This is a genomic window from Aeromicrobium sp. S22 (genome assembly GCF_009661045.1).
Lineage (GTDB): Bacteria > Actinomycetota > Actinomycetes > Propionibacteriales > Nocardioidaceae > Aeromicrobium > Aeromicrobium yanjiei.
Window position 1 is genome coordinate 507,395 of the sequence record NZ_WJWV01000002.1, and the last position, 12,077, is coordinate 519,471.

The window sequence follows — 12,077 nt, forward strand, 5'->3', positions numbered from 1 at the left end:
CCTCCTGTCGGGGTCACGGTGCGACGAGCACCGGGATGCGCAGCTCGGCGTCGGTGACCGAGCCGTGGAATCCGGTCATCTTCAGCTCGATGCCGAACTCGCGGGACGAGAACACCGCGAAGTCGCCGAGCGAGGCCACGACCACGTCGCCGATCCGGCCGCGTACGTCGTCGGAAACGGGCCCGAACCAGTCCTCGAGCCCGTCCTGGGTGCGCACGATCGCCCGCTCCCCCAGCCGTTCGCTCCACCGCGCGGCGACGTCCGCCGCGGCGCCCGGACGCGTGTAGAGGTGCCGGAACCGCGCCTCGCCCGCGAGCAGGTCCACGTCGTCGAGCAGCCGGGGCTCGGAGTCCACGTCGAAGCGTCCTTCCATGGGCAGGTCGACCATCCCGTGGTCGGCCGTCACGACGAGGGTCGTGTCGCGCGGCAGCTCGTCGCGCAGCTCCATGAGCTCGGTGTCGATCGTGGTCAGCATCTCGCGCCACTCCGCGGACGTGCAGCCGCTGCCGTGGCCGGTGTGGTCGAGGCGGGACTCGTACGCGTACGTGACCGACCGCGGCGCCGACTCGATGACGTCCAGCACGACGTCGAGGCGTTCATAGACCGAGTTGATGCCGTGGAAGGGCACGCCCCGCTGGCTGCAGACCGTGAGGCCCGTGCCCTCGAACTTCGCATCGTTGACCGAGGACGCGGAGATGCCCGCCTCCTGGAGCCGCTGCAGCACGGTCGGGTACGGCTGCCAGTCGCGGGGATCGATCGGCTGGTCCCACTTCAGGGCGTTGATCCGCCGGCCCGTCTCGGGCACGCGTGAGGTGTAGCCGACCATGCCGTGCTGGCCGGGACGCAGACCCGTGCCCAGCGACGTCAGGCTCGTGACGGTCGTGGACGGGACGCCGCACACGACGTCCTCGACGTTGAGCAAGGACGACAGGAACGGTGCGGCCTGCGCGTGCTCGCGCAGCAGCTCAAGGCCCATCCCGTCGACGAGGAACACGACGTAGCGCGCCGACTCGGGCAGCTCGAGCGTGTTGGCGAAGCCGTCCACGCCGAGGGCCGCACCCACCGAGGGCATGACCTGGTCGATCGTCCGACGCCCTGCGAGCCCCGGCACCGACGCTGTCACGAGCTCCGACCGGCCGTCGCGGCCGACAGCGTGCGCGCGAACGCCAGCAGCCGCTCGACCGCGGCACCGCCGTCGCCGGCCGCGGCCAGGCGCAGCGAGAAGTCGTCACCGGTCAGGCTGCCGGAGTAGCCGTGATCGGCCTCGCACTCGGGGTCCGAGCACCGTGCGGGCTCGAGCTCGACCCGGGACACGGCACCCCAGCCGATCGTCAGCAGGGCCTCCTCGAGCTGCTTGGAGTTGGAGGTGACCATGCGGGTCACGACCACCGAGCGCACCTGGTCGAGCGCCACGGCCTCGGACGTGGTCGACGTGTAGGGCTTGGGCAGCAGGTCGTCCCCGGGGTGCTCGTCGGTGTGCACGAGGACCAGGCGGCTGGGCGTCAGCGCGAGGACGGTCATGTGCCGGCGGATCTCGTCACGGTCGAACGTCGGCTCGTGGTGCAGGACGAATCCCCGGACGAGCTCGTCGGCGAGTGCGTCACGCAGACCCTCGGCCACGATCTCGGGGTAGTAGCCGCTGCGGGAGACCTCGTCGAAGAGGGCTCTCGTATGGTCGGTGGTCATCACGTCAGCGTATCTCCCGCCGCTGCCGGCTGGCTGAGCCGCCGGACGTACCACTCGCCGCGACGGTCCGCGGTGGGCATGACCTTGGCGCGGGCGCTGAGCGCCGTGAAGCCGTGGGGGTGCACTGCGACCGGCTCGAGGTCGAGCTCGGCGATCTCCGGGAGGTCGTCCTTCATCGCCGCGAGGCGCACGATGATGTCCTGCAGCGCGTCCACGTCGACCTTCTCGGAGCCGCGGTAGCCGTAGAGCAGCGGAGCGGAGCGCAGGTCGCGGATCATCGCCTCGGCGTCGAGGTCGGTGAGCGGCGGGATGCCGTACGACCGGTCGCCCAGCAGCTCGCTCGGTGCCCCGGCGAGGCCGAACGAGACCAGAGGCCCGAACAGCGGGTCCTCGGTGACGCCGAACGACACGTGGACGCCGTCGGGCGCGACTCGCTGGACGAAGAACTTGGTGTCCTTGCGCATGCCGGTCCAGCCGGAGAGCTCGTCCCAGGCCTCGGCCATCTCCTCGGCGTCGCGGATGCCGCGCCAGACGTGGTCGATGTCGGGTCGGCTGCGCAGGTGCTCGCTGCCGGCCTTGAGGACGACGTCCCAGCCGAGCTTCTCGCCGGCCGCGATCGCCTCGTCCCGGTCATGGACGTTGATCCAGGTCAGCAGGTCGATGCCGTAACAGGCCAGCAGGGTGTGGACCTGGTCGGTCGACAGCACTGCACCGCGCGGGGCGGCCTTGAGGACGTCCCGCACCAGCGCCCGCGCGTCGCCGCTGCGGTGGTCCATCGCGAGGTGGAACTCGCCGTGGTCGCGCGCGGCCCACTCGGCGTAGTTGACGACCCGGGCCAGGGCGCGGACCGCGGACTCCGGGGCGGCGTACGACGGCACCGATCCGCGACCGGCGGATCCGCCGAGCAGATCGGGCACCCGCAGGAGCACCGGGACGCCCTCGGTGCCGAGGAACGTCGACACGATGGGCTTGTCGGACTGCTCACCCACTGCGGCGAGCACATTGGCGACCTCCTCGCCGCTGGTGTTGAGCGGCGGGATGTAGACCGCGACAAGAGCGTCGACGTCGGGGTTGGCGATCGCGGTCTCGATCGCGACCTCGAAGTCGTCGGCGTTCGCGTTGGCGCCCAGCGACACCGGCTCGGCGACCCGGAGGCCTGCCGCGGCGGCGGCATCGGCGACGATCAGCGCGACCGCGTCGGAGTTTCCGACGATCGAGATGCGGTTGCCGCGCGGCAGCGGCTGGTGCGCCAGCAGCTGGGCGACGTCGAACATCTCGTCGAGGGTGTCGACCTGGATGACCCCGGCCTGGCGGAACATCGCGTCGACCGCCGACTGCGGGGCGGACGTACGCGCGACGGTGTGGCCGACGGGGACGCCCTGCGTCGAGCGGCCCGACTTGACCGCCACGATCGGCTTGGTGCGCGAGACCCGCCGGGCGATGCGCGAGAACTTGCGCGGGTTACCGATCGACTCCAGGTAGAGCAGGATGACCTCGGTCGCGTCGTCCTCCTGCCAGTACTGGAGCAGGTCGTTGCCCGAGACGTCGGCGCGGTTGCCGGCGGACACGAACGTCGAGAGGCCGAGGCCGCGTCGCGACACCGACTCCAGGATCGCGGTGCCGAGGGCTCCGGACTGGCAGAAGAAGCCGACACGGCCCTGCGGCGGCATCGCGGGCGACAGCGAGGCGTTGAGCTGCAGGTCGGGGGCGGTGTTGATCAGGCCCAGGCAGTTGGGGCCGACGAGTCGCAGCCCGTACGACCGGCTGAGCCCCAGCAGGGCACGCTGGCGCTGGCGACCCTCGGGTCCCTCCTCGGCGAAGCCGGCCGAGATCACGATGAGCCCGTGGACGCCCTTCGCGGCGCAGTCGAGCACGACGTCGTTGACCGACTCGGCCGGGACCGCGACGATCGCGACGTCGACCTCGCCGGGGATGTCCTGGACCCGCTTGTACGCCGGGAGGCCGGACACGGCCTCGGCCTGCGAGTTCACCGCGTAGACGCTGCCGAGGAAGTCGCCGAGCACGAGGTTGCGCACCATCGCCTGGCCGATCGAGTCCTGGCGGCGGCTAGCGCCGATCACCGCGATGCTGCGGGCCTTGAAGATGCGCTCGATCGAGGCGGCCTCGGCACGCTGCTCGCGGGCCCGCATCACGCCGATGGCCATGTCGGTCGGCTCGGTCTCGAAGATCAGGCGCTGGACGCCGTCCTCGATCATGCCCTCGATCTTGTAGCCCATCTCGCGGAAGATCTGCTGCATGCGGGCGTTGGAGGGCAGCACGTCCGCCACGAACCGTCGGATGCCGCGCTCACGTCCGGCCTGCGCGAGGTGCTCGAGCAGCAGCTGGCCCACGCCGCGGCCCTGGTGCGCGTCCTCGACCAGGAAGGCGACCTCGGCCTCGTCGTCGCTGACGGCGTCGTAGCGTCCGACGCCGATGATCTCCGAGTGCAGGGTGACCACGAACGCGACCCGGCGATCGTGGTCGACTATCGTGAAGCGCTTGACGTCCTTGTCCGAGAGCGTCGGGTAGGGCGCGAAGAACCGGAAGTACTTGGACTCCTCGGAGACCCTGGAGTAGAACTCGACGAAGCGGTCGGCGTCCGCCTCCAGGATGGGACGGAGCTGGGCGACGCGGCCGTCCCGGAGCAGGACGTCAGCCTCCCAGTGCTCGACGGGATGCACCTCGTTGGTCACAGGTCCCAACCTATCGGGTCGCCGCACGGCGTGGCGGTGGAGTCCGCAGGCGCGCCACGGGGGAAAATGGTTGCTCACGCACGTCCAGGAGAGGAAGGCATGGCCCGCACCAGCAAGCAGGCTCCCGAGGAGGAGTTCGAGGAGCACATCCTCGACACCGACGTCGGCGACGAGATGCGATCCAGCTTCCTGGAGTACGCCTACTCGGTCATCTACTCCCGCGCCCTCCCCGACGCCCGCGACGGCCTCAAGCCGGTCCAGCGACGTCTCCTCTTCACGATGGACGACATGGGCCTGCGCAGCGACCGCGGGCACGTCAAGAGCGCCCGGCCGGTCGGCGAGGTCATGGGCCGGCTGCACCCGCACGGCGACAGCGCGATCTACGACGCCCTGGTCCGTCTCGTGCAGCCGTGGTCCCTGCGGCTCCCGCTGGCCGACGGCCACGGCAACTTCGGCTCGCCGGACGATCCGCCCGCCGCGATGCGTTACACCGAGATCCGCATGGACGCGGCCGCCGAGGCGATGACCGCCTCGATCAACGAGGACACGGTCGACTTCCGGCCCAACTACGACGGCCGCGAGCTCGAGCCGGTCGTGCTGCCCGCCGCCCTGCCCAATCTCCTGGTCAACGGCGCGAGCGGCATCGCGGTGGGCATGGCCACCAACATCGCCCCGCACAACCTCATCGAGGTCGTGCAGGCGCTGCGGCACCTGATCAAGCACCCCAAGGCCGATCTCGACGACCTCATGCGGTTCATCCCCGGGCCCGATCTGCCCACCGGCGGCAAGATCGTGGGTCTCGAGGGGGTGCGCGACGCGTACGCGACGGGCAACGGCTCATTCCGCATGCGCGCCTCGGCCCGCATCGAGAACGTCACGCCCCGCAAGAAGGGCATCGTGATCACCGAGCTGCCCTACAACGTGGGACCCGAGAAGGTCATCGAGGCGATCAAGAAGCTCGTCCAGGCGAAGAAGCTGCAGGGCATCTCGGACCTCAAGAACCTCACGGACCGCCACAAGGGCCTCCAGCTGGTCATCGAGATCAAGAACGGCTACATCCCCGAGACGATCCTCGAGCAGCTCTACAAGAGCACCCCGATGGAGAGCTCGTTCGGCATCAACGCGGTCGCACTGGTCGACGGCCAGCCCCGCACGCTGGGCCTCAAGCAGATGCTGGAGGTCTACCTCGAGCACCGCATCGACGTCGTGCGCCGGCGCACGACGTTCCGCCGCGGCAAGGCCGCCGACCGCCTGCACCTGCTCGAGGGCATGCTGCTGGCCCTGCTCGACATCGACGAGGTCATCCAGCTCGTGCGCTCCAGCGAGAACCGTGGGGAGGCCAAGGAACGCCTGATGTCGGTGTTCGACCTGTCCGATCCGCAGGCGACCTACATCCTCGACCTGACGCTGGGACGCCTGACCCGCTACGACCGCATCGAGGTCGAGAAGGAGATCGAGGAGCTGCGCCGCACGATCGAGCAGCTCGACGCGATCCTCGGCGACGAGAGCCTCCTGCGGACGGTCGTCGGCGACGAGCTCAACGAGATGGCCCAGACCTTCGGCACGCCCCGCCGCACGGTCCTGCTGGAGTCGTCCGGCCAGACCGCGACGGCCGCGTCCCCGCTGGAGGTCGCCGACGACCCGTGCTGGGTGCTGCTCTCGGCGACCGGGCTGCTCGCCCGTACGTCCGACGACTCCCCCCTCGGAGCGGTCGACCGCCGGGTCAAGCACGACACGATCGTCTCGGCCGTCCGTACGACGGCCCGCGGCGAGGTGGGCGTCATCACCGCTGCCGGCACGGTGCACCGCATCAGCGTCCTGGAGCTGCCCGGCCTCCCGCCGAGCGCCCACTCGCCCAACCTGCAGGGCGGGCTGCCCCTCAGCGAGGTCGCCGAGCTCGACTCGGCCGCGCTCGCCCTCATGACGTTCGACGAGGACGGTCCCGGCATTGCGCTCGGCACCCGACAGGGCGTCGTCAAGCGGGTCCGGCCCGATCACCTGTCGCGCGACCAGTGGGAGCTCATCTCGCTGGCTGACGGCGACGCCGTGGTCGGGGCCGCGGTGCTGGAGTCGGGCGAGGAGCAGCTCGCCTTCGTGACGTCCGATGCGCAGCTGCTGTACTTCTCGGCCTCCCTGGTCCGTCCGCAGGGACGCTCCGGCGGTGGCGTCGCCGGCATCAAGCTCGCGGCCGGCCAGCGGGTGGTCTCGTTCGGCGCGGTCGCCGACGTGGACGATGCGTACGTCGTGACGGTGGCGGGCTCGGCCAATGCGCTGCCCGGCACCCAGAACGGTGCGGTCAAGGTCAGCCCGCTGTCGATCTACCCGCCCAAGGGCCGGGCCACCGGCGGCGTCCGCTGCCAGCGGCTGCTCAAGGGCGAGGACGGGCTGCTGCTGGCCTGGGTCGGCGACGGCACCCCGATGGCGTGCGCGACCAGCGGCTCCGCGGTCGACCTGCCCCCGGTGAGCGATCGCCGGGACGGCTCCGGCGTGCCGGTCGCGCAGCCGATCCTGGCGGTGGCCGGACCGCCCGCGGGCCGCATCGATGTCAGCGATGTCACCGATTCGCCGGACCCCGCCGTGGGAGACTGAGCGCGTGCGCACCCGTCACCTTCTCCCTGTCCTGCTCGCGACCCTCCTGGCCCTGACCGGCTGCACCGGAGGATCGGACTCCTCCGAGCCGAAGGGCGGCGACACCGACAAGCTCCAGGCCCGTCTCGACACGGCCAAGAAGACTCTCGACACCGCCGAGACCATCAACATCGCGCTCGCGACCAAGCGACTCCCCGACGGCATCACGGGGCTCCTGTCGGCCACCGGCAAGGGCAACCACTCCCCCGCGTTCACGGGCAAGGTCAACGTCGTCACGGGCGGTTCGAGCCTGGGTGCGGACGTCGTCGCGGTGGACGGCAAGGTCTGGGCCAAGACCGGGTTCCTGCCCGACTTCACCGTGATCGACCCGCAGGACCTCAAGGCTCCCGATCCCGCGGCGCTGGTGTCGGCCGACAAGGGCATCTCGCAGATCCTCGTCAAGACCACGAAGCTCCGCGACGCCGGGCAGTCCCGCGACGGCAAGGACGTGCTCACCACGATCAAGGGCACGCTGCCCGGCGACGTCGTGGCCACGATCATCCCGTCCGCGACGGCCGACCAGGAGTTCCAGGTCACCTACCGCCTCGATGACGACGACGAGCTGCGCGACGCCACGCTGAGCGGCGCGTTCTACCCCGGGGGCGGCGCGGTCACCTACACCGTCTCCCTCAGCACGTCGGACACGCCGGTCAGCATCACCAAGCCCTGACCGCGGCATGACGCAGCCTCCGGCCATCAGGCCTGCCTCCAAGGTCCTGCTGGCGCTGGCAGCCGTCGCGATCGCGTTCGCGGCCGCCGACACGTACGTCGTCGTGCTGGCCCTGCCCGACATGATGAGCACGGTCGGGCTCAACCTGGACGACCTGCAGCGCGCGGCGCCGATCGTCTCGGGCTTCCTGCTCGGCTACGTCGGTGTGCTGCCGCTGATCGGGCGCATCTCGGACCTGCGGGGCCGGGTGCCCGTCCTGCTGGGCTCGCTGGTCGTCTTCGCGGTCGGCTCCGTCGTGACCGCGGCCGCGTACGACCTCGAGACCGTGGTCGCGGGGCGGCTCATCCAGGGCATCGGCGGCGGAGGACTCATCCCGCCGACGCTCGCGCTCGTGGCTGATCTCTGGCCGCCCCACCGCCGCGGGATGCCCCTCGGCGTGGTCGGCGCGGTCCAGGAGCTCGGCAGCGTCCTCGGACCGCTGTACGGCGCCGCAGTCCTGGCGTTCGGCGACTGGCGCACGATCTTCTGGCTCAACTGCGCGATCGGCCTGGTCCTCGCGGCGGCGATGGTCCCGTTGCGGGACGCCGTGCACGACGCGACGGCGGGCAAGCGCCTCGACATCCTGGGGGCCGTGCTGGGCGTGCTCGCGCTGACGGGCGTCGCGCTGGTGATGCTCGCGCCCACGCGGCTGGTGCAGGACGTCGAGATCGGCCGCGCGTACCTTCCCGTGACCGGCGACTCCCGCTGGCTGACCCCGCTCGCCCTCGCGACGTTCGCCGTGATCGCGCTGTTCCTGCTGCGACTCGCGACCGCCCGCCACCCGCTCGTCGCGTGGCGCGGCTGGCCGGCGCTCGCCCGCGAGACCGACATCTGGGGGGCACTGCTGCTGACGACCGGTCTCGGCGCCGTGATCGTGACGTTCGCCTCCGCCGAGCCCGAGAGCGGCGCGGTGTCCCCCGATGCCCCGTGGCTGCTGCCGATCGCGGTCGCCGCGTTCATCGGCTTCGCGATCCGCCAGCGCCGCGCACCGCAGCCGCTGATCCCGCGGGGAGCGCTCAGCTCACGGCCCGCATGGGGTGCGCTGGTCGTGTCGTTCTTCGTCGGCGCCTCCCTCATCGCCGCGCTGGTCGACATCCCGTTCTTCGCCAGGCTCACGGTCCACCGCGACTCCCAGCTCGACGCGGCGCTCGTGCTCGTACGCTTCCTGGTCGCCCTGCCGGTCGGCGCCCTGATCGGCGGCTGGCTGCTGCGCCGGGTGCCGGCGCACGTGCTGACCGCCGTCGCGATGCTGATGAGCGCAGTCGCGTTCTGGCACATGACCACGTGGGGCCGCACCTCGCTGGACCATCCGGTCGAGACCTGGTCGCTCGTGCTGGGCGGTCTCGGCTTCGGCGTGGCGATCGCACCGGTCAACGCCGCCCTGCTCGCGCACACCGCCGACGCGGTCCACGGCGTCGCGTCCGCCCTGCTGATCGTCGCGCGCATGGTCGGGATGCTGCTGGGCATCTCGGCCCTCACCACGATCGGCCTGCGCGCGTTCTACTCCGCGACCGAGAAGATCCCCCCGGCCGCGCAGCTGTGCAACGGCGAGGCGCGGCTCTGCCAGGCGTACAAGGACGCCCAGATCGACGCCGGCATCACCCAGCTGCACGCGGTGTTCGTGGGCGCAGCCGGCTGCGCAGCGCTCGCGGCCGTGCTCGCGCTGGTGCTGCTCCGCCCCGCGGCGACGTCACCCGCCGAGCCTGCAGCCTGATGACGCCCCCGGCTCGTTACCCTTGTGCCATGCGCGACTTCGACGACCTCCTCGAGGCCAACACTTCCTACGCCAACAGCTTCGACCTCTCCGGCTTCGACGGCATCGCCCGTGCCGGGGTCGCGATGGTCACCTGCATGGACTCGCGCATCGACCCGCTGCGGATGATCGGCCTCAAGCCCGGCGACGCCAAGATCCTGCGCAACCCGGGCGGGCGCGTGACCGACCAGGCCCTGGTCGCCCTCGTGCTGGGCGTCAACCTGCTGCAGGTCGAGCGGATCCTCATCGTGGAGCACACGCGCTGCGCGATGGCCTCGTCGACCGAGGACGAGCTCAAGGCCCGCATCGCCGACAGCGCAGGCACCGACGCGTCCTGGATGACGCTCGGCGCGATCGTCGACCAGCGCAACACCGTCAAGGCCGATGTCATGCGGGTCCGCTCGCACCCGCTGATCCGTGAGGACGTGGCGGTCGGTGGATTCGTGTACGACGTCGACACAGGTCTGCTCGAGCGTGTCGACTGATGCCGGTGCCGTCCGCACCCGCTGACGCACCCGCCACCCAGCGCACTCCTCGCCCGGTCCGGCCCGAGATCCAGGCGCTGCGCGCCGGCGCCGCGCTGCTCGTCGTCCTGTACCACCTGTGGCCCGGGCGCCTGCCCGGCGGCTTCATGGGCGTCGACGTCTTCTTCGTCATCTCCGGCTTCCTCATCACCGCCCACCTTGCGCGCGAGGCGGAGACGACCGGGCGCATCCGGCTCGGCCGGTTCTGGGCCCGCCGGGCCCGCCGCCTGCTGCCTGCTGCGTACCTCGTGCTCGCGACCTCGGCCCTCGCGGTCTACCTGTGGATGCCGCTGCTCAACTGGGGGCAGAACTTCCGCGAGATCCTCGCCTCGGCCCTGTACTTCCAGAACTGGCGCCTCGCCTTCGACGCGGTCGACTATCTCGCGGCGGAGAACGCGCCCAGCGTGGCGCAGCACTACTGGACGCTGTCGGTCGAGGAGCAGTTCTACGTCGCGTGGCCGCTCATCGTGCTGGCCTCGATCCTGCTCGCCGCGCGCGTCGGCGCACGCCGCCTCACCACCGTCACCGTGGTCGTCGCAGCCGTCACGATCGCCAGCTTCGGCTACTCGTGGTGGATGACGTACGACAACGTGTCCTTCGCGTACTTCTCCACGTTCACCCGGGCCTGGGAGTTCGGCGCCGGCGCCCTGCTGGCCCTCCTGACGCTCCGCGCGGCACCCGGCCGCCGCCGCACGCACCCCGTCACGCCGCACGTCGCGGCCCTCGTGTCGTGGGCCGGCATCGCGGTGCTGGTCTACTGCGGCCTCGAGCTGACCGGCTCGACCCCGTTCCCCGGCACGGCGGCCCTGCTGCCCGTGCTCGCGACGGTCGCCGTCATCGCGGCCGGCATGCCGGACTCGCGCCTCTCCCCTCGGTGGATCATCGAGCGCCGCTTCGTGCAGTGGACCGGCGACATCTCCTACCCGCTCTACCTGTGGCACTGGCCGCCGATCGTCCTGCTCCCGGTGATCCTCGGCCACGAGCTCGGCTTCTGGCCGCGCGTCGGGATCCTGGTGGCGACGTTCGCGGCCGCCGCTCTCACCAAGCGCTACGTCGAGGACCCGGTGCGCACGGGTCGCAAGCTCGGCATCCAGCGCAGCACGGTGACCTTCGCGTTCACGTCGGTCGCCGCCGCCTGCCTCGCCGCCGCCTGCCTCGGCGGCGTGCAGCACGCCAACGCCGAGGCCGATCGCGCCGAGCAGCTCAAGGAGAACATCACCAAGGACACCCCGCGCTGCTTCGGTGCGGCCTCGATGGACCCCGACCAGCCCTGCGACAACCCCGAGCTGGACGGGCTCCTGGTGCCCGACACGACCGCGATCCGGCGCGACAACCCCAACTACCCGGGCTGCCAGACCTCGGACAACGAGGTGCGCACGACCTGCACCTTCGGTGACCCCAAGGACCCCACGCTGCCCCACGTGGTCGTGATCGGTGACTCGCACGCCCGGGCGCTCCTGCCTGCGTTCGTGCCCATGGCGAAGGAGGGCAAGCTCTTCCTCGAGGTCCAGGTCAAGGCCGGCTGCAACTGGTCGAGCAATCCGCACCCCAACCCCGACCGCACGATCGCCGAGGGCTGCTACGAGTGGCGCGACAACGTCAACGCGTACCTCTTGAAGAACGCCGACGACATCGACCTGATCGTCACCGGGGCGCTCGCCCACCCGCGGCCCGCGACCGGGCCGAAGGAGCAGGTCGCCGGCTTCGCCACGACCTGGCGCCCCCTGGCCGAGCGCGGCGTCCCGATCGTCGCCTTCCGCGACAACACCGCGCAGCCCGTCGACACCAACGACTGCCTGGCCCTGGAGGGGACGATCACGCCCGACAGCTGCGCGCTCCCCCGCGACAAGGCGTTCCCCAACTTCGACCCGTTGGTGGGGGCCGCCAAGGAGGTCAAGGGCGCCCGGCTGTACGACTTCACCCGCTTCTACTGCGACGACGAGAAGTGCCCGGCCGTGATCGGTGGCGTCAACGTCTACCGCGACCGCACCCACGTCAGCAAGACGTACATGGCGACCATGAAGCCGTACATCGAGCAGCGGCTCGACGAGGACGGCCTGCTGGCCGCCCGCCGGGACGGCTGA

The 12,077-nt window shown here is 71.0% G+C and carries 8 protein-coding genes; 5 read left to right on the plus strand and 3 right to left on the minus strand.

Annotated elements, in window-relative coordinates; genetic code table 11:
• Window positions 1-13: 13 nt before the first annotated feature.
• The 3 genes from GEV27_RS11135 to GEV27_RS11145 are packed head-to-tail and all read right to left on the minus strand — an operon-like array spanning window position 14 to window position 4,379.
• Window positions 14-1,123, minus strand: coding sequence for an alkaline phosphatase family protein (locus GEV27_RS11135; protein WP_309222193.1), 1,110 nt, complete (start codon window positions 1,121-1,123; stop codon window positions 14-16).
• Window positions 1,120-1,686, minus strand: coding sequence for a DUF5998 family protein (locus GEV27_RS11140; protein WP_153652463.1), 567 nt, complete (start codon window positions 1,684-1,686; stop codon window positions 1,120-1,122). Before GEV27_RS11140 ends, GEV27_RS11135 begins: the two co-directional genes overlap by 4 nt.
• Complete coding sequence (locus GEV27_RS11145) at window positions 1,686-4,379, minus strand: bifunctional GNAT family N-acetyltransferase/acetate--CoA ligase family protein (protein WP_194839994.1); 2,694 nt, start codon at window positions 4,377-4,379, stop codon at window positions 1,686-1,688. The genes GEV27_RS11140 and GEV27_RS11145 overlap by 1 nt, the downstream gene beginning before the upstream one ends.
• A gap of 99 nt (window positions 4,380-4,478) precedes the next feature.
• Between GEV27_RS11145 and GEV27_RS11150 the strand changes: the two genes are divergently transcribed.
• The 5 genes from GEV27_RS11150 to GEV27_RS11170 are packed head-to-tail and all read left to right on the plus strand — an operon-like array spanning window position 4,479 to window position 12,077.
• The gene (locus GEV27_RS11150; protein ID WP_153934312.1) at window positions 4,479-6,968 is read left to right on the plus strand and encodes a DNA topoisomerase (ATP-hydrolyzing) subunit A; all 2,490 of its coding nucleotides are present in this window, start codon (window positions 4,479-4,481) and stop codon (window positions 6,966-6,968) included.
• A 4-nt stretch (window positions 6,969-6,972) separates the two neighbouring features.
• Window positions 6,973-7,677, plus strand: coding sequence for an LppX_LprAFG lipoprotein (locus GEV27_RS11155; protein WP_194944184.1), 705 nt, complete (start codon window positions 6,973-6,975; stop codon window positions 7,675-7,677).
• Window positions 7,678-7,684: 7 nt separating this feature from the next.
• Complete coding sequence (locus GEV27_RS11160; protein ID WP_153911429.1) at window positions 7,685-9,430, plus strand: MFS transporter; 1,746 nt, start codon at window positions 7,685-7,687, stop codon at window positions 9,428-9,430.
• Window positions 9,431-9,459: 29 nt separating this feature from the next.
• Window positions 9,460-9,954 (plus strand): carbonic anhydrase, encoded by a 495-nt coding sequence (locus GEV27_RS11165; protein ID WP_153652458.1) that lies wholly within the window; start codon window positions 9,460-9,462, stop codon window positions 9,952-9,954.
• Between the two features lie 5 nt (window positions 9,955-9,959).
• Window positions 9,960-12,077, plus strand: coding sequence for an acyltransferase family protein (locus GEV27_RS11170; RefSeq protein WP_194944185.1), 2,118 nt, complete (start codon window positions 9,960-9,962; stop codon window positions 12,075-12,077).

What these genes read in the sequence shown, in the direction of transcription:
- GEV27_RS11165 (WP_153652458.1), top strand. Translation starts at nt 9,460, where the DNA reads ATGCGCGACTTCGACGACCTCCTCGAGGCCAACACTTCCTACGCCAAC.
- GEV27_RS11140 (WP_153652463.1), bottom strand. Translation starts at nt 1,686, where the DNA reads ATGACCACCGACCATACGAGAGCCCTCTTCGACGAGGTCTCCCGCAGC.
- GEV27_RS11150 (WP_153934312.1), top strand. Translation starts at nt 4,479, where the DNA reads ATGGCCCGCACCAGCAAGCAGGCTCCCGAGGAGGAGTTCGAGGAGCAC.
- GEV27_RS11160 (WP_153911429.1), top strand. Translation starts at nt 7,685, where the DNA reads ATGACGCAGCCTCCGGCCATCAGGCCTGCCTCCAAGGTCCTGCTGGCG.